The sequence below is a fragment of the Parcubacteria group bacterium genome (assembly GCA_041660065.1).
Classification (GTDB): Bacteria; Patescibacteriota; Minisyncoccia; order Moranbacterales.
Map to the genome: position 1 here is coordinate 1 of JBAZXC010000005.1, position 25,358 is coordinate 25,358.

Here is a 25,358-nt window from a genome sequence, read left to right on the forward strand (position 1 = left end):
AGACACAAACCAATCCATGCAGGTCACACGCGTCTTTCGCATCACAGACCCTGATGTCACCATCGAACCGGTATCAGGAGCATCGCGGAAGGTTTTGGGGACGTACCGCAATCTCAAAAAAGAAGAATTCACCGACGAATCCGACAAAACATTCATCGCACAAGAAGGTCAAACCGTTACACTCGAAGCAAATCTCTACCCGGGATTCCTCAACAACCAAGAAGACACGACAACCTATCAATGGACGCTGGATGGAGAAAATTATTCAACAGATAAAACGATCAGCTTTGTACCGGATGGGACGACGTCTGTGGGGTTGCGGGTGGTACGATCAATAGCAAAAAAAGATCGCAAAGCATTGCGTGGGGCATTTGGCATCTCACAAGAAGAATCCATTCCCACAACCTTCTCCTCCTCCGTCCAGATCGTCATTGATCAAGATTCTATCGTACAAAACAAAGGTATCACGGGTTTCTTTGCCTCGATCTCATACAATACGCCATTTTATCTTCTCTTTATTCTCAAAATGGCACTCATCATGTCCATTATGCTTTTTGTCCCGTCACTTGTTCTGGGTGCGGGAAAAACTCGATAAAATATACTGCTTTTCAGTGCAGTGTGAAATTGCAAGAGCAATAAAAATCCAAAAAAGAAGCGAGAGGTCGTTTTTCCAGTAGGGTGTATCGCCGATACCGGAAAAAATGATCAGAAGAAGAGATGCTGTGTAAAGTACACTCAGAGTATCTTTGTGTACGGAATAGTGCATATATAAAAGGAAGAGTATGCGTGCATAAAAAAGCACGAAGAAAAATAATGAGAAAAAGCCTCCCGCATAAAGCAGTGTGAAAAAAAGATTGTGTGGTGTTGGCACTGCCCAATCGGGATATGGAGAAAACCATTTTTGTGCATTGAGGTAATGCGATTGAAAGTTGTCGATCTCATGACCGGTTAAAGGAGATTCTTGGATAAAAAACAGTGTCACATCCCAGATCATAATACGGGATGCTAGTGATCCGTGAGAAAAGTCACTATTGCTGGTAATCATTTTTTGATATCCGATACTGCAAAGGAGGAGAAAAAGAACTCCAATAATTAAAAATGAAAACAATCTTTTCTTGAAAATAAAAACAGTAACTGTGGTAATCGTGAGACATAATGCCAAAATGGTATTAAAGGAATGTGTATAAAAAATGATCAAAAGAGATGCACCTAAAATAATCCAAGAGAGAAGATGACAATAGAGCGTCTTATAACAGTGAATTATAAAGGGGATAAAAATAAGAGGAGCAATGTACAACGCAAGGTGGTTTGGTGAGAGATAAAAAGCGGATAGGCGTCCGTCAAATGTGGTGTTGCCAGTAATAAGATAAAAAAGAGCAATGCTGACAACGAATATGAGAGAAAGAAGCAATCCATAGTGAAGCACTGAACGATTAGTGTTATTTTGTGCCAGGTGTACGGCGAGCAGAAGACCTGTACAGGCGGGGATGCAGATCCACTCAATATAGACGCCAAGAGCATGAATAGATGGGTGCATGATAAGCGAGGGAAGGAACGATAATATCAGCAAAATTACACATAACCACAAAAAAGAATTTTTTTGTAAAAAATATCGTATCGTGGTGCGATGTGTAAAAAAGAGGATAATATTTAAAACAATGCACGATAGAGAAAGGATGCTTAATGACGCAAAAAACAACGAAATACGCAAAGGGTATGCGGGAATGATCACAACAACAAAAGCAATGAAAAAATCAAGAAAAAATAGTTGCAGTTTATTAAATTGATTTATTGTTGGTAATTTCATAATATGCCGCAAGAGAAAGAATAAAAAGAAATATGGGGAGAACGTGTACAGAAAATAATGGTGTATCAAATAACGCATGTGTGAAAAAGACGATCAAACTTATTATAGCAAAAAAAGCAAGAGATTGTTTTCTATTGCGGTAAAAAATGATGACGGTATATGTAATAAGACATAAAAATAAAAATAATCCAATCAAACCAAGTTCTACTGCAATATCAAGAAAAAGATTGTGTGCATAGATTGGTGTGCGATATGTTGCCGTCGGATCAACGATAGATGGATATGCACCAAGTCCAACACCAAAGAATGGTCGTTGCGCAATTTCATCGCAAGCTTGTTTCCACAAAACGATTCGGTGTGTGCTCGAGGTGTCAGTTGCGTCGAATGAGGAAAAAAATCTTTGTGTGAATGGATTATGGGGAGCCATAAAAAAAAGAATGAAGCAAAAAAGAATCGCAATAAAAATATGTTTTAGCGTGGTGTGCAATGAATGCCATAAAAAAATAACACTAAAAAAAAGACCGCTAAGTAGAGCAACGTAGCCACCGCGCGAAAATGTGAGAAGGTCGGCAACGATAAGAATAAAGGAGAGGATGATCCATTTTTTGTTGCGAGAGGTGATATATAGACCAAATGCGATAGGAATAATAAGTCCGAGATAAAAAGAAAATATGTGAGGGTCGGGGAAAAAACCTACTGCACGCATGATGTCATGTGAGCCGACATGCACTAGCCAACTATTGTATGTGCTGACTGATGCGGAAAAAGTTCCACCGAGGAAAAATGGTGTAAATAGTGACCAAAAAGTTAAAAGTGTGGAGAGTGTGACAATAAACTGCATAATAAACTGAATGATCCCAATAATTCCGGCAAGCGTTGCTCCATACACAATGGCACGGCATAACAACACATGAGCATTGGTTTGTGCGATAAAAAGTGTGATCAAGATATAATATAAGGGAGCAAATGAAAGTAAAAATAAAATTTTACGCAATGTCCACAATTGTTCCGGAGAATAAAAGAGGGAGAATACAATATACATTGAAAAGAATGCAAAAAATACCACATGCCACCCTGTTGGTATGTAAAGTGATTTTTTAAATAAGGAAATCGCTATGACACAGAAAAAGAGGAATAATATAATGATGCGCACAATGGCAAGATCGACGCCAGCAAAAGGGCTGAGGGCAAATTGTAGTGGCAGAAACAAAAATGTTAATGCTAAAATGTATTGAATGATATTCATTTAATGTAAAACAAGCGAAATATACGTAATAGTAGCACATGACATGCGCCAAAATGTTTTTTAAAAAAGGTATCTTGAGAAGCATAATACCATTTTTTCTGGATTTTTCCAGTGTTTTTGCTGCTCTGTCCACTTGTGTGAATGAGCGAAATTGTCGGGATATAATAAACAAAGCCATCATTATGATGCGCGCGTTCGCACAAATCCACGTCTTCAAAATACAAAAAAAACGATTCATCAAATCCACCGATATCCCGTATAAATTGTGTGCGTGCACACATGGCAGCACCACTCACCCATCGTACAGGTGTTTTTTTTGTAAATTTCCATGGTTTTTTGTGTATGCCGATATGATTTTTGATTAGATGCAAAAGAGTGATTTTTTCTCCGACAGACCACTGCTGCGGGAGAAGATCTTCTGTGTTAACACGCGGAGAGACAATCGTTTTCTCATCAATATGGAACACAATATCAAAGAAGTTTTTACAAAAAGAATGCGTATCAGGGTTGAGAAAACACACAAAGGGAAATTTCGCATGCGTGAGGCCAATGTTATTTGCCGCGCCATAGCCGATATTTTTACCGATCTCAATGCATTTTTGATGCAAAAAACCAAAATTTTGAAGAGAGAGTGCTGTAGAATCATTATTGACAATAATTATTTCGTGGATGTGCGCATTTGGTACGTGTGCGAGGTCAAAAAGACACTTGTGCAATTCTATTGCACTGTGATAATTAACGATAATAAAAGATATGGGTTTATGTGAGGGATTCATAATCAACAAATGCCTTGTGAACAGATGACGCGTATGGGTGAAATTTTTTTTGTGCGTAATAATTTTTTATTTTGCGAAGAAAGAAGTGGATATGAAACCATATCCTTGCAAGTCCGTGAGCATGCTTGTCAAAAAACAATAAACCGGAAAGCACGAGAAAATACGTCTTTATTTCCTTGTGGTTCTCGCTGACTTCATCATGAAATGCTTTGGCATGTGGCAGAAGACCGAGGGAGAATCCTTCTTTTTTTGCACGTAAACAAAAATCAGCGTCTTCATAATAGAGGAAAAAACGTTCATCAAATAGACCAATTTTCTTGTAAACGGAAGCATGTACTGTCATGACGCAGCCAGAAATGTATTCTGAAGAAACGACTTTTTGCGTGAGATCTTTTATAGGCTCCGCGTGGGTGTTCTGACATGTAAAAAAATTGATTTTTCCACCAGAAAACCATTGTTTTTTTCTTGTTGTATCAAAGATCAAAGGAGAGGCGATTGCAACTATATTATCAGTCACAGCTGTGGTCAATAAAGAAGCACAATCTTTGGATAGGGTGGCATCAGGATTGCAATAGGTGATTGTTGTGGCATTTCGCTCCAAAGCATAGCGTGTGCCGATATTTGCCGCTGTGGCAAAGCCAACATTTTGCGTATTATAAATATAAATAAGATTGGGATATTTGAGTTTGCAAAGCTCCAATGATTGATCCGATGATGCATTGTCAACAACAACAATCAGTGGATGGACGTGTTGTGACTGCAGGATACTATGAAGGCAACGAATGATCGAATCACCGCTATTATAATTCACGACGACAAAAAAATGTCTTTCATCCATAAGATAGTTATGACCGTTTTGGTAATATGTGCATTATATCATTGTGTGTGACAATGCGGAAGAAAAAAAGAAGAAAAAGATAAACGACGATGGCAATGCATGTACTAAAAACATGTGGCAGAGGAAGGAAAAAGAGCAAAATTGCCATAAGTTCGCCAGAAAGAATGATAAAAGGGAGTCTGATGTCTCCGCAAACAAATGGTGTGAGACGCTTTGTCATAATGATCGCCACAAAAGCAACAAAAAATTCCGTAATCACAGAAACGATTGCTGCGCCGGTATAGGAATACAAATAGATAAAAATGCCATTCGCAACGATGTTAAGGAGTGCTGCAAAAAAAAGAGCATACATAAGTACTTTTTGATGTGCGCCAGCGATGAGAATGTTGGTAAAGAGTTGTCCAAAAAATACGCATGCAAGTGCAAAGATGAGTATTTGCAATACAGGGGCTGCATCATGAAAATCCGGTCCACCGACAATAGCGATAATCTCCGGCGCAAGATAGACCGTGCAAATGACAAGGGGTATGAGAATAATTGTGAAAAGTTTGATAATGATCGTTGTGATCTTATTGAAAATTAAAATATCCGAAATAATATAGCGGGACAGGAGAGGAAAAATCAGTCCGACAATCATTGCAGGAAAAAAAATAAGCGTTTCAATGATCTTATAAGCAGCGCCGTAGATGCCAACATCGCTTTGAGATTGCATAAAAGAAAGCATGATTGCATCAAATTTAAAATAAAGAAAGGTGATGATAGCACTGATGCCCATAGGAGCGGATTCTTTGAGGAATTTTTTCCAGTAGACGCTATCAGGGATAAAAGATATTGTGACATAAGAACGAGTAACAAAGAAAAGAATGATAAAATTCCAGAACATTGTGGCTAAAAGAGAAATGGCCACAGCGGTGAAGCGCAGATGTAGTGTGAGAACAAGTACGATTGTAAAAACCTGAATGATTTTCCCGGATAATTCAACGAGGGCAACGCGATCCATGGCGATATGTTTTTGAAAAACACCATTAAGAAGTCCATAACCAGAGGAGAAAATGAAAGCGGCACAAGCAATGAGAATGCTCGTTTTTACATCCGTAGTATAGGGCAAAAACCATACAAAAAATGTGCTGAGGAGAAAAATTACGCACGAAATGATCATGCGCAGCGTGAACACTCTGCTCATAATCCATGATTCATCAGCACCGTCCCGAGAAATGTCTCGTGTTGCGATTGGATAAAGGCCAAAATCACCAATTGCGGAGAAAAAGGCAAAAAAGGCAAGCATGGTCGTGTATTTACCAAAGCCTTCTGTGCCAAGGTATCGCGCTAACATGCCGATGGCAAAAAGTGCCAGTGCAATGGATATCACTTTTGTTATGACATTGAAAATGATATTATAGGAAATCTTTTGTGCGATCATAAAGACTGCATAATGCCACGTGGTTTAACAATAACTTTTCGATCATCTTTCTCGCCAATGCTTTCAGTCTCTACGCGCATATCACCGCTGATGGTCGTGTGGACAATGCGTCGTTCATAGGCATTCATCGGTCGAAGAATGATCGGCTTTTTTTCACGATGTGCTTGATCGGCCGCATCTTTGGCAATATGCGTGATCATGCGATCCTTATCTTCCTTATAACCATTGATATCCAGATTGATGCGCTCCAAAAAGCCATCTTTGTTGAGGATCGATCGAATGATGTGTTCAAGTGCATAAAGATTTGATCCATGTTGTCCAATGAGAAATCGTGAGTCTTTCTGCGTTTTAAGAGAGCATAAAAATGTTTTTACATCTGTTTTTGAGTCGATCTCTTCTTTGATTGATATTGTGGCGTCAGAAAAGTCCATGAGATGGAGAATTTTTTCTATGCTAGCCTCAATGATTTCGTGGGGATTACTCATAATGTTTGTTGATAATTACGTGTTATCTTTTGTGGAGGACAGCCGTTTTTCTTTGTGTATAACAACCCATTGTTGTGCGATCATAAATGCGGTTGATGTAAGCCAATAAATTGCCAGTCCGGAGGGAAATTTCAATCCGATAAATAATGTCATGATTGGCACAATAAAAAGCATTTGTTTTTGCATGATTGTTGCAAAATCTGGAGTAACGTCTTTTTCATCTTGTTTTTTTACAGCGGCGACTTGTAGCGCTTGTTTTGTTTGCATCATTTTTAGCTGATAAAATTGTGCCAATGCGGTTATGACAGCTATTGGAATGAATGGTTCGGTAATATTCATAAAACCGAGAAACATTTTGTTAAGGTCTTGAGGGAGGAAAACAAAAGAGGAATACAAATTTTCTGCATGAATTGCGAGGTCGGGGCTACTGGAGAGATTGACGATCACGCGATACATAGTGATAAAAATGATCATCTGGACAATAAGAGGGAGACATCCTGCTGCAGGATTGACTTTATGCTCACGGTAGAGAGCCATTGTTTCTTTGGAGAGCTTCTCCTTGTCATCCTTATATTTTTTTTGTAGTTCCTTGATTTTTGGCTGAAGATCCTGCATCTCCTTTTGAGACTCGATTTGTTTGCGAGAGAGGGGTATAAGTGCAAATTTTACAGCCAATGTTAAAACAATGATTGCAACACCAAAATCTCCAAAAATGTTATAGAGAATAATAAGTATGTTATAAATCGGTTGATAGATGAGTACAAAAAAAATGTGCATAATGATGTAATCTTATATATTAAATGAGTTTTGCTTGAGAAAAAAGCGCTGAAAGTGTAGCGCAGGCTTCCCTATATGGTAACACTTTACCACGATTTGTATAGGAGATCACGATATCGTATCCGGGAGCAAGATTGAGAAGATGTGTATGCAGTGCTGCATAAAGAACGCGCCTTTGTCTATTGCGTTTCACTGCGCTGGGGGAATATTTTTTCCCCACAACATATGCGATGTGTGAGTGTGGACTATTATTGGGTAAAAAAAATAGCAATGCACCACCAAAATAGTGGCGCTTGCCTTGTGAATATAGAGAAGAAAATCGATATGTGTGCAGTCGATGTGGTTTTGTAATCATAAACAAAAAAATAAAGACTTGCAACGAATCTGTTATACGGCAGCACGCACACGACCTTTTTGGCGTCGTCTCTTGAGAACAAGTTGTCCCGTGCGCGTTTGCATTCTTTTGAGAAATCCATGGACGGACTTTCGCTTTCCTTTTTTTGGTTGGTATGTTCTTTTCATATTATAATTATGTAACAATAATCACTAGTAAATAGCTCAATTATCCTAACATGGCACGTGTTTAAAGTCAATAAATATCTTTGGGGCAGCGAGGGATGAATAAAAGTTATCCACAAGTTGTTCACAAACTGTGGATAAGTTGATATATTTTGTTTTATTGTGGATAAATGTTATAATTTTTCTATTGAAAATAGAATCAAGATATGCATGGCTGTGGACATTTTGTGGATAACATAGTAATTCACCCGAAACGTGTGTTATTTAAAGGATTACTGGGGATAATTCTTTCATATTACGGATATATTAAGTGTAATTAGTGAATTGAATTAAAAAAATGGATACTATAGATCTGTGGAAATCAGTATTGGGAAGCATTGAATTATCAATTTCAAAGGCAAATTTTAGTACGTGGTTCAAAAATACGAGAATTCTTTCTATAGAAAACAAGCATGTTATTGTTGGTGTGCCAAATGGATTTGCAAAAGAATGGTTGGAAAACAAATATCAGTCATATATTTTACAAGCATTGCGTGTTGAAATGCCGGATGTTGTGAGTATGAGTTGTGCTGTGTATAATCCACAAAACATTGAACAAAACGTCTCTGTAAACAAAGAGCCTGAAAAACAAAAATTATCGGAAAAGTCTATTGGGGAAAAGAAGCGGGTATTTGAAGAAGAAAAAAAGCCCTATGTACAGCAAAAAACAGGCTTTTCCCAATCGCTTTTATCCGCAAATAACATTAGTCTCAATAGCCGTTACACATTTGATAATTTTATTGTCGGAGAACACAACGAGCTTGCAAAAGCGGCATGTCATGCTGTGTGTGAAAATTTGGGAAGAATTTATAATCCGCTCTTCATTTATGGTAAAGTTGGTTTAGGTAAGACGCATTTATTGCAAGCAATTGGGAATTATGTGCGATCGAGCGATGCAGCAAAAAAAATTGTTTATACAACATCTGAACGTTTTACAACGGAATTGGTTAATGCCATCAAAAATAATAAAGCGGATAAATTCAAGGAAGATTATCAACTTGTTGATTTGCTCATTATCGATGATGTGCAGTTTTTGGCAGGAAAAGAAAAAACACAGCAGGAATTCTTTCATATTTTTAATGTGCTCTACAATCTCAATAAGCAGATTGTAATTTCCAGTGATCGTCCTCCAAAATCAATTAGTACACTTGAGGAGCGATTGCGATCGCGGTTTGAGGGCGGTATGATTGTGGATGTCAGTCAACCGGATTTGGAAACACGTATTGCAATTTTACGCACGAAAGCAATGGAAAAAGGATTTTATCTCAGTGACGATGTTTTGCGGTTTATGTCAGAAAATATCAAAAACAACGTGCGTGAGCTGGAGGGTGCATTGAATCGGGTAATCGCGATCTGTGATCTGCATAAGAAAGAGCCAACGCAACAATTGGTGGAGCAGGCATTGGGGGAGATCATTCAAAGCAGCAAAAAGAAGTGTGTACAAAATAAAAATATCATTGATGTCATTTCTGAATTTTATGAAATTGATAAGGAGGAACTGATCAAAAAAGGACGAAAGAAAGAAGTTGTGTATCCACGACAAGTGGCAATGTATCTTTTGCGAAAAGAATTAAACATGTCATATCCGGGTATCGGAAAATATTTCAGCGGAAGGGACCACACAACTGCGCTTCATGCATATGAAAAGATCAATAGGGAAATTAAGGAAAATGATCGTTTGAGAGAAGAAATTGGGTTTCTGCGTGAGAAATTGTACTCCGTGTAATTTTTTAGGATATTTATTATTCAAATAATCCATTTATTGTAGCGTATTATGAAAGCAACATGTACATACGAAAACCTTAAAAGCGCTCTACATGCAACAGAGTTTGCTACGAGCAAGAGTGCCACATTATCCATATTAAATAACATCCTCATTGAAACGGATGGTGCACAGTTGTGTTTCTCGGCGACAAATTTGGAAATTGGGATCATCAAAAGAATTCAAGCAAAAATTGATGCTCCGGGAAAAATTGTTGTTTCCGCCGGTTTGCTGGGGAGTTTTTTGACAGCGTTGCGTGGTACGGATCATATCACCATGAGTGTTGATGGGCAGATCTTGCTGTTGCAGAGCGGTGCGCACAAAGCGCGTATCAATGGGTATAATGTGGATGAATTTCCCATTATTCCACAAAGCAGTGCACAAAACATGGTAGAATTTTCTCTGATATATCTCAAAGAATGCATTGCAAAAGTTTTGCATTTTACATCAAAAAGTGAAACACGCATTGAACTGACAGGTGTGTTTATGTCTTTTGGTTCTGATGAGGTATGTAGTGTAGCGACTGACAGTTTTCGTTTGGGAGAAGTCAAGATTCCGGTCAGTGAATTGGCAGTAAACATAAAAGAATATCATACTGTTACAGAAAACAATAAAAACATCATCCTTCCACAACAGCTTTGTGCATATATCAATAAGCTTTCTGATGATCATGATATTGTACAATGCAACATTGAAGAAAATCATTTATTCTTTGCATGTGGTGATCTTTCCATTACTGCACGGTTGATTGATGGTTCTTATCCTGATTATAAACAAATTATTCCCAAAGATGCGTTAACACATGTCGTAATTAAAAAGGATGCTCTCATGGAGGCGATGAAAATCACAACTGTTTTTACAGGGCGAGAAAGTGGTGAGATCCATTTTGACATTGATGGACAAATACTTAAAATTACGACACGACAGCAGGACGTTGGGGAAAATACAACAGAGCTCCCTGTACTTACTGAGGGAGAGCCACAAAATATCGTGCTTAATCCACGATTTGTCATTGATGGTATTGGACGCATTGATGAAGAGGATGTGCGTATTTCAATCAACGGTAATACGTCACCGGTGATGTTTCGTGGATATAAAAACGGAGAAGTAAGTGAACGATATACATATATCGTCATGCCTGTAAAAAGTGCGTAAAAATGAAAGGGATCAAATCATACATTCAAAAAAAGAAAAAAAATGCGCAGGCAATCCGCAAAGAAAATATTTCCGTCGATGATCAAACGATCATGCATCTTTTTTCACGTGCAGTACGAGAAGAATATGGCAGACAAGGTGAAAAAAATATTGTACCAAAATTATATAAAAATGGACTGATTTTTATCAGTATTCATAACGCGATCTGGGCGCAGGAAATATGGTTGCGTCGGGATTTTTTTGTCGAAGCTCTTAACGAAAAAATCGGACGCAAGGTTGTGAGAGGAATAAAAATCGCCACATAAATGGCGATTTTTTTGTACAATGCACAACAACAGGCTTGGTGTTAATAGGCTACAGAAACAGATTTTTTTGCAGAAGCGGTGTTGCCAGCTGTGTCAGTCAAGCGTACCTCAATCGTGATCGATGAATTATTTTGGCTAGAGGGAATCGAATAGGTGTAACTTTTATCTTTTGTCTCAACTTTTTTTTCACCCTCTACAAAATATTCGATTTTTTCAACGTCGTAATCTGTTTTTGGGCTAACTTTTATGGTAAGTTTGTCAGAATTTACAGAATCCGGAACAGAGAGGGAAACTTCTGCTTTTAGATCCTCAAAATCTTCTTTTTTGCAGTCTTCCGGCACATCGTCAAAAACAGCATTTTTGTCCTTCTCTGTGTAATATTTTTTTACACCCTTTTCCCAATTTTTGTATTGAGGATCGGATTTTGGATCCTTTGGCTCATCGCCACGAGGATCGTCTTTGATCACATAATGGAGAATATTGTGGATATTGGCAAATAAAATCTTATCTTTTTTGCTGTTGGGACAGTATTTGTTGGCAAGACAAAATGCATCATCTTTGCCGGGAATCTCACATACCTCAACTTTTTTTGTTTCAGGAAGCTCCCCGTCAAGAATGTCTTTTCCAGTCTTATTTTCGTCTTTATCATATTTTGGAAATTCTTTGCCGGATGGCTCGGAATATGCTTGTAAGATGAAATCACGAAAGATCGGCCCGGAGGCGCTGACGCCTGCGCCATAACTACTCATTGGCGAATTATCATTATTGCCACTCCATATGCCTACGGCGACATCTGGTGTGTATCCCATAACCCATGCATCGCGGTTTTGATTTGTTGTACCAGTCTTTGCTGCAACGGGACGATCATCAAAGCGCAAAACGTTATTTTCACCAAATGTTGGTGCGCGATATTTATTCGTTGAGATAATGTGGGAGAGCATTGCAACATATTTTTCGTCAATTACGCGCTCTCCCTCGGTGGTTTGTGCTGTATAGATATTTGCACCGCCTTTGTCAGTAATGCTTAATACGGCGCGCTTTTCTTGCTTTATGCCGTTATTGGCAAAAACGGCATATGCGGCTGTGTGATCAAGGAGTTTGACTTCACCGCCTCCAAGTACAAGGGAGAGGCCATAGCGCTTTGGATCCTGTAAGCTTGTGATGCCAAGTTGTTTTGCAAAAACAATTACTTCTTCAGGGTTTGCGAGATAGAGTGTCTTTACTGCGGGAATATTGAGCGACATGCCAAGGGCATCTTTCATTTTGACGGGGCCACGAAATGTACCATCATAATTTTGTGGAATGTAATCCTCTGCCCCATCAACAGCAAAGTTTGTTTCGACGTCAAAGAGTATGGTTTCCGGTGTGTACCCTTTTTTAAAAGCGTAAAGGTACGCATAAGGCTTGAATGATGAGCCCGGTTGTCTATCGCGGATGGCAACATTGACTTGACCGTCGATCTTTTCATCAAAATAGTCGCGAGAGCCGACCATGGTGAGAATATCGCCGTTTTGCGGGTCAATGGCAACCAGAGCGGCATTTTCAGCTTTATATTTTTGTTCATTTTCCAGAGCTTTGTCATGGACAATTTTTTCTGCAATTTGTTGTTTGTTCCAATCAAGTGTTGTGATCACCTTCAAGCCTTCTTTCTCGAGGAAGTCGGTGCCATACTGTTCTTCGAGGTAATCACGGACATACATGACAAAATGAGGTGCCTTGATATTTTCTGTATTTTTGGCAAGTTTTGCAAAAACGTCAGTTTCCTTTGCAGCTTTTGCCGCATCAGGACTGACGTAGCCCAGTTCCACCATTTGATCAAGGGCATATTCCTGCCGCACCTTTAGGCGATCTGTATAGGATCCATAAGGCGAGTAACGGGATGGCGCTTGTGGAAGCGAGGCAAGGATCGTTGCTTCATCCAACGTGAGATCTTTTGCATGCTTGTTGAAAAATGTTTGCGAGGCGGCTTCAATGCCATAGGCGTTTGAACCATAAGGAATTTCATTGAGATACATGCCGAGAATTTCATCTTTGGAAAAACGTAATTCAATCTCAACGGCGAGAATGAGCTCTTTGATCTTACGTGTCATGCTACGCTCATCCGTAAGGATGGAATTTTTGACGAATTGTTGTGTGATCGTTGAACCGCCACGTCCCGCGCCAATGTGAAAAATATTGGAAATGACAGCATTGAGCACACCTTTGACGTCAAATCCCGGATGATGATAAAAATTACGATCTTCAAGTGCGATCGTCGCTTGTTTGACAACGAGAGGGATTTCTTCTTGAGGAATCAATGTGCGTTTTTCTTCGCCGTGAATGTCATAAAGAAGTATGGTGCCCGTACGATCATAGATTTTTGTGCTTTCATTGATCGTTCTGGCATTGATCTTGCCCGGCTCCGGGAGATCTTTGGCAAAATAGGCAAAAACACCCATTACAAACAAAAGGCCAATTGCACAAAGAATGCCAAAAAATTTCAAAAAAACAATCATTTTTTTACGAAAATCACGGTGTGGTTTTTTTTGCAGAGAAGATGGTCGGCGGGAAGTAAAAACGTTGCCAATCTTGTTCCATAGGCGTGTAAGTATATTTTTTTTGCGTGAACGGGAAAGGTCTCTGCGATACGGTTGTGTGCGCATTGTGTAGCGCGAAAACGTGTTTTTCATATGTTTATATCATACACTCTTTGCGATGTTTTGAAAATTAAGAGTGGATACAGTATAAAGAATAAACACTTTTTTGTAAAGCGTTTATTTCTTCCTATTTTTCCAAAAAATCCAGATCTTTCTCGGTGATGTTTAATTGGTCAAGGATCCATATGTGTCGCTGATTTGTCGGATCGTATTTACCAACCAAAAAACGCGCTTGCTCTGGATCATCATTTTTAATCAGTGTATGGATGCCGATATTTCCTTCTCTGTAGGCAATATCCTTTGTAAAACAGGTGCCTGGAGTAGAGCATGTTGTGCCACGAAATGTTCGTACGCACAGATTCCATGCGAGAGATTCGGATTTTTTGGCATCCTTTCCATTGGCTATATAATAATTTTTCAAAATATCAAAAACTGCTCTAAAATCTCGTTTTTTCCCGTCCAATCCTTTTGCAAGAGCGGCGGTAAAATGTCCGCCAAATCCCGCATAATCCTCTTCTCCCATAATTTGTCCTTCTTGATACGTTGCAATACCCTCCTCGCCTTTTGTGTAACGATCAAGACCAAGTCCCAACAAATGGATTTTGGTTCGATCACCAGCAGCACGTCTTTGGGCATGTATAAAGATCTCATGCGCGATCAAGCCTTGTAATTTTAGTCCGGAAACAGTGCGCTTTTGGGGTATTTTGATTTTTTTATCATCCTGAGAGACAGAAATTGCTTTTACATGATCATCAATTGCAACGTGCCATCCACTGATATTTTGTGACAATAAGGCATTTTCAAATGCTTCCTGGATGTTCTCGGCAGTATATTGCTCCTGAGAGGAAATAAAGCGAATGGGCTCAACCTTTTCATGTGGTGGAATTGTTGTTTCTGTTTCTGTATCACATAGATCCAGGATTTTTTGTGCAGAATCTTTCTGTTCATCCGTGCTTTTTTCAGAAGAGATTGTATCGCACATTTTTTTTGCGGTTTGCCACAGCGTATAATTGTGAATGTTTTGTTCTGGAACGCCGTAGACAAAAGATGAGTAATGATCAAATTTTTTATCATCACCGTCTAAGGTTGCGCGCATCATGCGTACTTCCGCGATTTTTTCATTGATCTTCCATCGATACATTTGCCGTACAACGTCATTTTTTTCCTCATGCAGAATATCCCTTTTGAGTTCCACGAGTTCTTTTTCGCGATAGTCAAGCTCATTGGGATTGATCTTTGGATAGTCGAGATGCGGATTTTCAATTTCTCCACGAAGGAAAAGGTTTTTTTGATCCTCTCTCTTTTGTGGATCGTCATCAAAATATGTGTACGGCTGAAAACCGCCAACAAATTCAAGGCGGTCATACCATTTTTCGTCCACATATATTCCTCCTTGTTTTTCCGGGTAAAAAGTGCTTTCGGGTGATGACATAGCTATATGGTGATCACATGCATATGATCACGAATAAATGTAAAATCTTGTAAAAATTGATCTTTGTGTGCATTTTTTATTATTATAACACATGCCGTGCGATATCCGTTTTTTGCCAAACCGACTTTTTGAGAAGGAATGGCTTTTATGGAGTGATAGTGATAACTTGAAAGTTTTTTTAATACCTGTAGATGCGTGATTTTCTTGAAACCCCCATCATTTTTTGGGAAAAGTTCTATAACAGCAGTATAAATACACTTTTTATTTTTTTGAAAAATCTTTTTACCTTGCGCATTTGCAATGAGTGCAGCATTGAGATCCAATCCTTGAGACATGTGATATAGTCGTGTGCGATAGCCGCCGACGCGTGGACCGATTTCCACTACCATAGGACCCTTTTTTGTATAAATTAATTCAACATGACCGGGTGTATTTGTAAATGCTAACGCACGCGTTGCTTTTTTTGCAACATGATTTAACTTTGCTATTTTTTTGATCGAAAGGATTGATGGGGAGATCCGTGCAAAAATATGATGATCTTCAATGTCGCGATCCTTTGCGACAAATAGATCAACAGGATCGCCAAAAACGGTCACATGCCCGTTTTTTTGCGCAAATGTTTGAACGGAATGCATGGATCCGCGCAAAAACTCTTCCATGAGGATGCGCGGTTTTTGTGTGCGATGCTCTTTGTTATAAATTGATGTAATGGTCTTTTTTATGAAATTGTAACTTGCAACCAGGTGATCATTTGACAGCACTTTTGTGACGAGAAGACTTTTTTGCAGATTTGCCGGTTTGATCATGAGAGGAAATCCAATTTTTTTTGCAAAACGTTTTACATCATTGATGTTATTGATGATTTTATATTTTGGGGTCATTGTTGGATCATATGCGGTGAGTGCTTTGCGCATAAGGATCTTATCAATTGCCATTTTTGCGCTCGTGATTGTAATTGTGGGAATACCCAAGAAGTTACCGAGCCAGGATCGTGCAATCACATATCTTTCATAAAATGTTATGATTGCCACCGGTTGTGCGGAAAAATTTATAGTGCGCAGGGTATGAAGAAACTGATTTTTTGATCGTATGTCAACAAGAAAAATATTTTGGTACAGTGACATTTTCTCACGCTCCTTTTCGGTCGTGACGCAAATAATATAAGGGATTGATCTTGTAGAAAGATATTCCATAAAATCGTGAGAAGCAATTCCCAAAATAATGATCATATATAAAAAAATAATTAATTAAAAACCTCTCTGATTTTTCAGATTGACGGTTTCTTAAGGATTCTATTGTAAAGGGCAATATATTGTGTGGCCATAAGAGAACGATCAAAATATTTCTCGGCAAATTTGCGACAGGCATCTCTTTCAAAGCGATCAATATTTTTTGTGGCCGCGAGCAAATCAGCAGGATCATTTGAAAAACAACCGATTTTTTCCATCTCAAAATACATTTTTTTCGGTAAGGCATTGATGAATGAACCGATGACTGGTGTGCCACACGCCAATGCTTCCATTGCAACCAGAGGAAAAACAGAAAGTGGTGTGCGAATAGGGCACAAAAGCGCCTCAGCATTTTTTACATATGCAAACACATCTTTGCGAGAAGCTTCTCCTTTATAAATGATATTTTTATCAAGATGCGGTTTGATATTTTTATCAAAATAGTTTTGTCGCTCCAAAGAGTTACCGATTCTTCCAAAAATGAGCAGTTTTTTGTCACTTTTTTTTGCGAGGTGAATGGCTGTATCAAATCCCTTGTGTTTATTTATGCGACCAAGCGTCATCAGATATGAGCCATTTTTTGAGGAATATTTAACGGTATTGATCGGAATGCCATTGGAAATAATGTCCGCATACCCAGTCAGTGTATTCATTCTGCCTTTGGAAAGCGCTACAGGATACGCGCCACTGCGCTTTAGTTGGTAACTGTCCCTTTTTTGTATTGGATTGTGTAATGTTATGACACAAGGTGTGTGTGATAATTTTGCAACTGATGCTGCGTATCTCTGATTGTGGAGGTGAATAATATCGAAGTCATTTTGATATTGTAAAACCATGCATTGGCTGATGATGATCAAATTCCTTCTCTCCTTATCCGTTTGTTGTGAAAAGTCCTTCATGTTCCACAAGCTTTTCGGTAATGTGTGAATGTGTTTTGCTTTTGTTTTCCAATCTCCGGGTGCAAAAAGAGTTACATCGACTCCTTTTTCCAAAAGAGCATCTGTTAAATTTTTTACGACGACTTCCGGTCCGCCAGTGGCACCAAAGGGAGGTGCAACCATTGCAATTTTTAGCACAGATTTTTTCATTTAAACAATCGTTTTAATAAATTCTTGAAAGTGTTTTTCTTTTGTCTTTTCATCTCCAACGAGATGTAGCAGATCAAATCCCGGCGTAGTATTCATTTCGACAAGAAGCGGTTTTCCTGTATTTGTAAAGATAAAATCTAAAGAATAATTGGCTTCAGGATAAAGGGACAATTTTTTGACGATCTTTTTGACGATCTTTTGAATAGACGGCGGAATATTTTTGCGTGGAACAAAAACGGCTGAGGCGCCCTGATGAAAGTTGGTAAAAAGGGAACCTCTTTTGGCGATCCTGGAGAGGGCATAGACTAATTTGTGATTGATAAATATTAACCTCAGATCTGCCACCTCATCTTTTTTTGAAAAGTGGGGAATGCCTTTCTCACTCTTGATGAATTCTTGGATTAATGCTGGAAAAACAATTTTATTTTTTGGAATTTTATTTTTTTCATCAATGATTATACCAAAACCACCAGAGCCATATAATGGTTTTATAACGACTTTTGAGGAGGAAATTTTTGCAAGTGCTTCCGTCATTTCTTTTTTATTTGTCGCCAAGAATGATCGTGGCATAAATTCGCCAAAGATCAAGTATTGGGAAAGCTTGTTGTCCAATAATGTTCTAAAAAGAGGGTGATTGAAAATCTTTGTTTTTTGAGAAAGAAGCATTTTAAAATCAAAGAGCGCATAATCATATTTTCCGGAAATTTTGTCAAAGACAAGATCCGGTGTGATTGGTGTTTTTATTTTGATCCATTTTTTATTGCGAAATGCCCATGATTTTTTAAAGGCGTTGGTTTTTCCATCATACCAATCAATACTTGCTCGGTACATTTCTACGCCATTTAACAAGCCCCTCTCATGCCAATCTTCAAAAGATTCTCTTGTGGTATCGCTTGCAATTGGTATTTTTTTATGCCAATCATTACTGGTGTAAATGACCATCATTTTTTTGTTTGCCATAATGTTTTATTTGCTTACATCAATTAAAAATTTTCCGAGATTTCGTTTTCCGATGATCATATCATATGTGAGATTTTCACGATCGATGATGTTCATACTAACAGTCATGCGTCTTTTGTCCAAAGTAATTTCTGCTTTTACTACAGGTCGGATCGATGCACCACTGGAAGAAAAAACAACCGCAATATCTGTGATGTGAGGAATATTCTTTTTATATTTTCGCATGAAATCGTCTTTGATGACCTGCTCATTTTGAGGAACAAGGTCGTATCCTGCAAGATCAATTTTCGAAAAAGCATCAATAGTTGAACCAAAGCCAAGTTTGCGCGCAAGTTCTGTATCTATGGATGTAGAATAGGCTCCGGTATCAATTTTTGCTTTCGTTGTGATTTTTGCATCATTTGTGCCGATAATTTCCACATTTTCTACTGAGCCGATCACGCTTTTTCCGGAAACGCTCTCAAGCTCTTCCTCGATTTCACCGCCAAAGAGATTTTTGCCCACAGCAATACCGCGAGCGATAGAATTGATCTTGAGGCCTTCTACGCGCTCAAGGCGACGCTTGAGTCCTGCGAGGTTTGCAACTTGAATGGAGAGTCCCGGGCGTGCGTTGAGTTCCAGGATCACGGGACCATTATCGCGATCAATTGCAATGTCAGCACCGAGATAACCGAGTCCGGACGCAATTTGTGATTTGATCGCTAAATGGAGAATTTCATCCCAATGGGGGATTTTGATGCCGGAAAGTAGGAGGCGTGTATTTGGCACATACTCCACAATGCGAGATTTACCTTGTACTGCTGTTGTTGTTACACCGCGTGCCATATCGATCCCAACGCCAATGCCACCTTGCTGGAGATTTGCTTTGCCGTCGGATTCTTCGGTTGGAAGGCGCAGCATCGCCATAACAGGCACTTTATTGTAAACAATGACGCGGATATCAGGGATGCCCTTATATGCATATGGACGGAATTCTTTTGATAGTTTGAGACGTTCTTCAAAAAAAGCAATATCCGGCGTACCGGAAAGAGAAAACTCACCATCCAAGATATGTCCAATATGCATTTTGAGATCGGCAATTGAGACGGGTCTGCCATTTGACCGTACCCATGTATCCAATGATCCTTTTTTTCTGCCATAGATCACAATGATACCTTCACCGCCCAGGCCACGATTTGGTTTGAGTACAAAACTTGATGGTAAGATGCTCCAATCAAAATTTTCCAGTGTACGGCGTGACGAAATCTGCGCGATCAATCGTGGCACGGGAACCCCGGCTTTTCGGAGTAATTTTTTTGATGTGATTTTTTCATCAGCAAGTCGTTTGGCTTTTTTGCGATTATTTGGACGAATGTATGTAAGGTTGCGCGCATTCATCCCAAGGATCTTCTTGCTTGCGGAAAACAAAGTAAACATGAGCAGAGATATTATTGAATTTTTTTGATCACATCGCGAAAGCGGAGATATTCACTCAAGCGCAATCCAGTCCATTTTCCGATGAAGAGATTAATTGGGATAATGAGGAGCACGACCCATGTGTGGATGAGTGTAAAACGGATGATCGTTTGTCCGATGATTGTTGTCGGAGAAAGGATCGTATATCCGACAAGAGCAATAAAAAGAGTTTCAACGGCAAGGAGGAGTGCAGTGCGAGAACCTTTTTCAATTTGCACGGTTACAAATTTTTCCACAAGCATAATGATGATAAGAATGGGAAAAACCGGCGCAGAAGAGAACCCTGTGCGACCTGTGCTACCACCAAATGCTAAAATTGCCAAAACGGCGAAAGAGACAACGGTGAGCGTGATGGCAACGCGAGGCAGGTAGAGAAGACGAAATTTTTTCAAAACATACCGCATCATCATGCCGACAAAAATGACGGTCACATAAACCATGATGGCGTATTTGATATCCGACCAACGCTGTTGACCGATAAAGACGAATGCGAGTGTGATAATGGATGGCGTATAAATACCAAACGCTTGGATGCCAACAATTTGACGTAGTACAACAACGACAGTAACGATCACAGGAAAAAGCAAGAGAAGTGTGATCGTTGAGATCTCAACATGCTGTGCCAATAAAAAATGGATCAGAGGATTATAATATGGTTCATACATAAGTGTGGAAATTAATTGTTTGTAAATATTTGCGTGAGTTACTGTGGCAAAGAGCAACGGCAAGGGCATCGGCCGTATCATCCGGTGTGGGAACTTTTTTTAATTTTAACACGTTTCTGATCATTTCTTGCATTTGGCTTTTATTTGCGCGGCCGTATCCCGTCAATGATTGTTTGATTTGTAGCGGCGTGTATTCACCAATCACGAGTTTATGAGAAAAACATGTGTGTAGGATCACGCCACGCGCTTGCGCAACAGTGATGATCGTTTTTGCATTTTTGAAATAAAACAATGTTTCGAGTCCAGCCTCATGTGGTTTGTATGTATTGATCAGATCAGTGATTCCTGAAACGATTTCCGCAAGTCGTGTAGCATCGGACAGTGTCGAAAGTGTTTCAATGTGTCCATAGGCAACAACCTTGTTGGAAAGTTTTTGCGGATCATGATCGATCACGCCCCATCCTACAATTGCTGTGCCGGGATCTATGCCTAGTATACGCACCATAATTTTATTTTTAACATTCAACTATAGCACATTTAAGCAACGTTGTCAAAGATTTCCACCACATCGTCAAGGTTGTCAATGAGGTCATACAGTTTTTTGTATGCACCTTTATCATTTTCACTTAATTGTATTGTTTGCGTAGGATTATAGACAAGTTTTGCTTCGGTAACATCATCTGTAATGTGTGAAAGTACGGCATGTAATTCTTGTGGTTTGGTAATAATGATTACAGAATGATCCTCAACAAAAACGTCATCAGCACCAGCATCAATTGCCGTCATTTCTGCCGTGTCAACATCTTGTGATGCAGTGACAATGTACCCAACGTAATCAAATTGAAAGGCGACGCTTCCGCTTGGTACAAATTTTCCATTGTTTTTTTTGAGAATAGTTTTGATTTCTGTGAGCGTGCGATTGGTGTTGTCCGTGGCGCAGGCAATCATCATTGCAACGCCACCCGGACCCATGGCCTCATACACAACCTCCTCAATGCGCGCACTATCTGTGCCACTGCCACGCTTGATCGCACGGTCGATATTATCTTTTGGCATATTTGTCTTGCGCGCTTGATCGATTGCGATGCGTAGAGCATTGTTTGTAATCACATCTGATCCGCCGTTTTGTACAGCAACGGCAATGATCTTGGCAATGCGTGTAAACACTTTTGATCGTTTGGTATCTTGTGCTTCTTTGCGATGTTTAATACCCGACCATTTATTATGTCCTGACATAGAGAAGTTTTTCTAAGAGTTTAATAGTGAAATTGATTGAGTGTTTTTATATTCTCATTTTTTTATTTTTTGCGCAAGATTTTTTATTGTACGTCATGTTTTGGGGTACCTGTGCAGAAATTATATACAGATGCGTCAGATGGCACAATGGAGGGAATATCGCATCGATTTGTATCTTGTGTGAGTGTGTATGATGGAAACAAATACTGTTGTTTGTAAAACGAGGGGACAAATTCTGCAATTTTTTTATCAACGCCAGAGAGAGTATGTGTGATCAATGCATTTATTTTTTCAAAAAGAACAACAAAAAAAGATAATTGTGAGCGCGCGAAAGAGGTGTGCATGTGAGGGTTGTAAATAGCATCGTAGGCAATGGTTTGCTCGGCAGTTTGTTGTGTGAGCAATTGTTCATTGGCGATGGCGCGCATGATAATTGCAAGAGTTTGCTGCTGTTTTGCGCGATCTTTTGGGATGGTCCACTGCCATGTGTTGCCGATTAGCTCATAGGTAGCATTATCGGAAATAGTATCTGTTGTGTCTCCATAAGATATGTGATCGGACACGGATCCATCCGGTCGGCGCAATTCGATCACGCCGGTTTTGTTGGGGAGGGTAATGGCGGCATATGTATGTGTGATCATTTTTGTGGCGCCTTTTTTGATCGTAATATGTTGACTGATTGGATGATTGACCAGCGTCTTTTTTGTTGAGCCGGTCGCGATGCTCCATCCATAAAGATCGAGAGAATCTTTTTCTGCATTGTGCAATAAAAGATACTCATTGCCCGTATCTTTGCCGGCAGGATTTGGGACAATTTTTGTAATTTTCAATTTATATTTTGGATATTTTGTGACAACAACGGTAAAATTCTGCACAATGTCCTCGCTGTCATCTTGCACGCGCACAGAGCCGTAGTATGTTCCTGCAGTTTCATATTTGTGGCGCGTTTCCCATACATAGCTTCGGTGGCCATCGCCAAAGTCCCAGCGTACTTTTAATTTTTCACCATCGATATCTGTTGCACGTATTGAAAAATCCGCGTAGACATTTGTGTAGGCAATTTTTTGTATGACGGTTTTTGTAAGGATAGGAAGATTATTAAAGACGTTTGGCTTTTGTGGCGTGAGAAATTTGCTCCAGCGCCATGATTGGTTTGTGAGATCAAAATTAAAAGAAAGGTTTTCTCGAGAGGATTGATATGAAGTGGTGCTGACGATTTTTTCGTTCGGTGCGATAAGGGATATTGTTTCATTGCTGTTATTGAGTGCAAAGATGAATTGTGTGCGGAAGATCACAATGTAAGTGTGTGCTTCAATAATAGTACTGTGTGTAAATGTATAGGATCCGGTAGAAGAGGCATCATGCAATGTCCAATTTTTGAGATCAGCAGAAATATCATTGGGGTTGTAAATCTCAATAAACTCGTTGGTTTCCTCGTCATTAAGCGGATTTGGCAATATCTCACTCAATAATAGTTGCGGATATGATTGTGTTCGCGGATCTGGCGTATTGGATGTATCCGGAGTCATTTCTGCCCAATACCAATCAGGAGCGTTATTCAGCGATAATCCCTCGTGCGCTTGTGTGTACGACACAGTAGAGATTGTTTTACCGTTTGGTGCGATGAGTGAGACTGTTTCGTCACCACTGTTATTGAGCGCAAATCCGAATGTGCTGCGATATACGATCTAAATATGCATGTGCATCGATTGTCGCATCACCAAAAAGATATGTTCCAGTTGCCGTTGCATCTTTGATCATCCAATTTTCTAGTGATGCAGATGTATCAAAAGGATTGTAGATCTCAATGAATTCATCAGTTTCTTCATTGTCGATCGGGTCAGGGAGAAGCTCGTTAAGCATGAGCGCGGGATAATCTTTTGTGAGGGGATTTTCCATATTTTCTGCATGTGGCGTCGGAGATTCTTCATACCACTGCGAATCGTCATAATTCCACGACAATCCCTCGTGAGATGTTGTATATGCATAGTGTGCGATGCGGATGTGGTCCGCGTTATCCACAAAGATTTCTTCGTCGCTGTTGTTGAGCACAAAAGAAAAATCTCGTTGATTGTACAGTGTGAGATAGTCGTGTGGCGCTAGTATGATATTGCCAAATGTGAAACGCTTCGATGGACTTGCGATGCCGGTTTTATCATAGATTTCCCAATCTTTTAAATCGACAGTGCTATCGCTGTCATTGTATAATTCGATAAATTCATTGCCTGTGTCCGATCCGGACGGGTTTGCTAAAATTTCATTGATGCGGATAGCGTCTGCAGTCAAAGATCTTGCAGTTTTTTCTGTAAGAATTTTTTGTGGTTCATTGGGTGTTGGCGGTGTTGGCGTTTCTGTGGGATCGAGGATTGTATCAAGCGGTGATGAAGGGGCGCCTTCTTCCAATGGGATTGAGGGCAGCTGTTCAGAAGGGGACACTTCTTCTCTCTCTTCCATTGTGAGAGGAAGATCATTTTTTGGTGTTGGTGTCTCTTGAATAGGAGGAACTGAAACGGGCGGATCGGTTGATGTGGGCGTGTCAGCACATGTATAGAATGGCGGTATGCCAATGAGCAAAACAAACAAAATGACACGAAAGACTATGCGCATAAAAAAAATTATAAACAGGAAACATCTTTTTGTTTTTGCATGGTTTTTTATCTTAGCAAAAATAATATAATTGTCAAAAAAAGCCGTATTTACGGCTTTTGATGTGCAGTGTCAATAAAAGATCTCACATGCCACTACCGGTAATTTGCTCCAAGCTCTTTTTGCGTTGTTGTGTAACAATTTGCGATTTGATTTCATAAGGGTTGCCGACAGAACGGAATATAAAACGGGATTGTTCAGCAGCAGTTTGCACAGTCAAATCGCCAAAATTAAAAATTGTGGGGAAAAAGCCTTTGACTTCTGTGGACACATCTTGGATCGAACGATATTTAAGCTCGCTCACTTGTCGAGAAAAGAGACCTTTTTGTTCGACGTTGACGATGCGTTCTGTGGTCATGATCCAAATGTCGAGATAATAATCAAACCAAATGACAAAACCGTAAATCCACATAAGAAGCGCAAAGAATGTTTGGAGAAAATAAAAAAGTGTTTTGGCGCCTTCATCGATGAATTCTGTAAAAATATAGGGATATAATATGATACTAAGAAACATTGTTCCCAAAAGCGCATAAATGGGCATGAATTGGATCACGATGTTGAACCAGTGTCTATGAATGATGCGAATGATCTGTTCATTCGGATTTTGCGATGTGAAATAATAATCCAATGGTTTCATATTTTTTAATATAAATTACTGCTAGAAAAGATCTCATCAAAAGGAATAGAAACAAAAAGAGAAAAATTGACGATCACAAGGGCAATCGTTGTCACAATAAAAAAGATGATGAGTGGCTTGGTAAAGGATGGGTTGATGGAGTATTCTTGTAGTCGCGTAACAATAAAAAAACTTGCGAGCATAATTGTGAGAACAAAGAGGATATAGATGATGGCAAAAAGGAGTAGCATAAGATTTTATGATGA

Annotated in this window: 26 protein-coding genes; 4 read left to right on the forward strand and 22 right to left on the reverse strand. The window is 39.3% G+C overall.

Going from position 1 to position 25,358, the window contains the following annotated elements; translation table 11 throughout:
* Positions 1-595: hypothetical protein (locus WC819_05125; GenBank protein ID MFA5986699.1), on the forward strand; the 595-nt coding region annotated here is incomplete at its 5' end.
* Here the strand turns inward: WC819_05125 and WC819_05130 are convergent.
* From WC819_05130 to rpmH, 9 genes are all read right to left on the reverse strand, one after another.
* Positions 563-1,537, reverse strand: coding sequence for an O-antigen ligase family protein (locus WC819_05130; GenBank protein ID MFA5986700.1), 975 nt, complete (start codon positions 1,535-1,537; stop codon positions 563-565). The two genes, WC819_05125 and WC819_05130, sit on opposite strands and share 33 nt — an antisense overlap.
* Positions 1,538-1,778: 241 nt before the next feature.
* On the reverse strand, positions 1,779-2,849 hold the full coding sequence (locus WC819_05135; protein MFA5986701.1) for an O-antigen ligase family protein: 1,071 nt from the start codon (positions 2,847-2,849) through the stop codon (positions 1,779-1,781).
* Positions 2,850-3,049: 200 nt separating this feature from the next.
* Positions 3,050-3,829, reverse strand: a complete 780-nt coding sequence (locus WC819_05140) for a glycosyltransferase family 2 protein (GenBank protein ID MFA5986702.1) — start codon at positions 3,827-3,829, stop codon at positions 3,050-3,052.
* Positions 3,813-4,667 carry a glycosyltransferase family 2 protein gene (locus WC819_05145; GenBank protein MFA5986703.1) on the reverse strand — a complete coding sequence of 285 codons (855 nt, stop codon included), beginning with the start codon at positions 4,665-4,667 and terminating at the stop codon, positions 3,813-3,815. The genes WC819_05140 and WC819_05145 overlap by 17 nt, the downstream gene beginning before the upstream one ends.
* A gap of 7 nt (positions 4,668-4,674) precedes the next feature.
* On the reverse strand, positions 4,675-6,087 hold the full coding sequence (locus WC819_05150) for a flippase (protein MFA5986704.1): 1,413 nt from the start codon (positions 6,085-6,087) through the stop codon (positions 4,675-4,677).
* Positions 6,084-6,572, reverse strand: a complete 489-nt coding sequence (locus tag WC819_05155) for a R3H domain-containing nucleic acid-binding protein (GenBank protein MFA5986705.1) — start codon at positions 6,570-6,572, stop codon at positions 6,084-6,086. The genes WC819_05150 and WC819_05155 overlap by 4 nt, the downstream gene beginning before the upstream one ends.
* Before the next feature lie 15 nt (positions 6,573-6,587).
* The gene (locus tag WC819_05160; GenBank protein ID MFA5986706.1) at positions 6,588-7,349 is read right to left on the reverse strand and encodes a YidC/Oxa1 family membrane protein insertase; all 762 of its coding nucleotides are present in this window, start codon (positions 7,347-7,349) and stop codon (positions 6,588-6,590) included.
* A 19-nt stretch (positions 7,350-7,368) separates the two neighbouring features.
* Positions 7,369-7,704 carry a ribonuclease P protein component gene (rnpA, locus tag WC819_05165; protein ID MFA5986707.1) on the reverse strand — a complete coding sequence of 112 codons (336 nt, stop codon included), beginning with the start codon at positions 7,702-7,704 and terminating at the stop codon, positions 7,369-7,371.
* Positions 7,705-7,736: 32 nt separating this feature from the next.
* A complete protein-coding gene (gene rpmH, locus WC819_05170; GenBank protein ID MFA5986708.1) occupies positions 7,737-7,871 on the reverse strand; it encodes a 50S ribosomal protein L34 in 135 nt (44 codons plus the stop codon).
* Positions 7,872-8,205: 334 nt separating this feature from the next.
* Here rpmH and dnaA point away from each other — a divergent pair, with 334 nt between their 5' ends.
* From dnaA to WC819_05185, 3 genes are read left to right on the forward strand one after another with little or no spacing between them, the layout of a single operon-like run.
* Positions 8,206-9,633 carry a chromosomal replication initiator protein DnaA gene (gene dnaA, locus WC819_05175; GenBank protein ID MFA5986709.1) on the forward strand — a complete coding sequence of 476 codons (1,428 nt, stop codon included), beginning with the start codon at positions 8,206-8,208 and terminating at the stop codon, positions 9,631-9,633.
* Positions 9,634-9,681: 48 nt separating this feature from the next.
* Positions 9,682-10,824, forward strand: coding sequence for a DNA polymerase III subunit beta (gene dnaN / locus WC819_05180; GenBank protein ID MFA5986710.1), 1,143 nt, complete (start codon positions 9,682-9,684; stop codon positions 10,822-10,824).
* Between the two features lie 2 nt (positions 10,825-10,826).
* A complete protein-coding gene (locus WC819_05185) occupies positions 10,827-11,129 on the forward strand; it encodes a DciA family protein (GenBank protein ID MFA5986711.1) in 303 nt (100 codons plus the stop codon).
* Positions 11,130-11,170: 41 nt separating this feature from the next.
* Here WC819_05185 and WC819_05190 read toward each other — a convergent pair whose 3' ends face one another.
* From WC819_05190 to WC819_05250, 13 genes are all read right to left on the reverse strand, one after another.
* Positions 11,171-13,798, reverse strand: a complete 2,628-nt coding sequence (locus WC819_05190) for a PBP1A family penicillin-binding protein (protein ID MFA5986712.1) — start codon at positions 13,796-13,798, stop codon at positions 11,171-11,173.
* Between the two features lie 94 nt (positions 13,799-13,892).
* A complete protein-coding gene (locus tag WC819_05195; protein MFA5986713.1) occupies positions 13,893-15,146 on the reverse strand; it encodes a tyrosine/phenylalanine carboxypeptidase domain-containing protein in 1,254 nt (417 codons plus the stop codon).
* A gap of 53 nt (positions 15,147-15,199) precedes the next feature.
* The gene (locus tag WC819_05200; GenBank protein MFA5986714.1) at positions 15,200-16,426 is read right to left on the reverse strand and encodes an ATP-grasp domain-containing protein; all 1,227 of its coding nucleotides are present in this window, start codon (positions 16,424-16,426) and stop codon (positions 15,200-15,202) included.
* 38 nt (positions 16,427-16,464) lie between these two features.
* Positions 16,465-17,514: a glycosyltransferase gene (locus WC819_05205; GenBank protein ID MFA5986715.1), complete on the reverse strand. Its 1,050-nt coding sequence runs from the start codon at positions 17,512-17,514 to the stop codon at positions 16,465-16,467.
* Entirely contained in the window at positions 17,515-18,474 is a 960-nt protein-coding gene (locus tag WC819_05210; GenBank protein ID MFA5986716.1) for a YheC/YheD family protein, read from the reverse strand.
* 6 nt (positions 18,475-18,480) lie between these two features.
* Positions 18,481-19,890 (reverse strand): sugar-transfer associated ATP-grasp domain-containing protein, encoded by a 1,410-nt coding sequence (locus tag WC819_05215; protein MFA5986717.1) that lies wholly within the window; start codon positions 19,888-19,890, stop codon positions 18,481-18,483.
* An 11-nt stretch (positions 19,891-19,901) separates the two neighbouring features.
* Positions 19,902-20,594, reverse strand: a complete 693-nt coding sequence (locus WC819_05220) for a 7TM domain-containing protein (protein ID MFA5986718.1) — start codon at positions 20,592-20,594, stop codon at positions 19,902-19,904.
* Entirely contained in the window at positions 20,587-21,096 is a 510-nt protein-coding gene (gene ruvC, locus WC819_05225; protein ID MFA5986719.1) for a crossover junction endodeoxyribonuclease RuvC, read from the reverse strand. Before ruvC ends, WC819_05220 begins: the two co-directional genes overlap by 8 nt.
* Positions 21,097-21,131: 35 nt before the next feature.
* Complete coding sequence (locus tag WC819_05230) at positions 21,132-21,830, reverse strand: YebC/PmpR family DNA-binding transcriptional regulator (GenBank protein MFA5986720.1); 699 nt, start codon at positions 21,828-21,830, stop codon at positions 21,132-21,134.
* Between the two features lie 83 nt (positions 21,831-21,913).
* Positions 21,914-23,425: a lamin tail domain-containing protein gene (locus WC819_05235; protein MFA5986721.1), complete on the reverse strand. Its 1,512-nt coding sequence runs from the start codon at positions 23,423-23,425 to the stop codon at positions 21,914-21,916.
* Positions 23,426-23,480: 55 nt separating this feature from the next.
* Positions 23,481-24,437, reverse strand: a complete 957-nt coding sequence (locus tag WC819_05240; GenBank protein ID MFA5986722.1) for a lamin tail domain-containing protein — start codon at positions 24,435-24,437, stop codon at positions 23,481-23,483.
* Between the two features lie 124 nt (positions 24,438-24,561).
* The gene (locus tag WC819_05245; protein MFA5986723.1) at positions 24,562-25,113 is read right to left on the reverse strand and encodes a PH domain-containing protein; all 552 of its coding nucleotides are present in this window, start codon (positions 25,111-25,113) and stop codon (positions 24,562-24,564) included.
* Positions 25,114-25,118: 5 nt separating this feature from the next.
* A complete protein-coding gene (locus WC819_05250; protein MFA5986724.1) occupies positions 25,119-25,343 on the reverse strand; it encodes a hypothetical protein in 225 nt (74 codons plus the stop codon).
* Between the last annotated feature and the right edge of the window lie 15 nt (positions 25,344-25,358).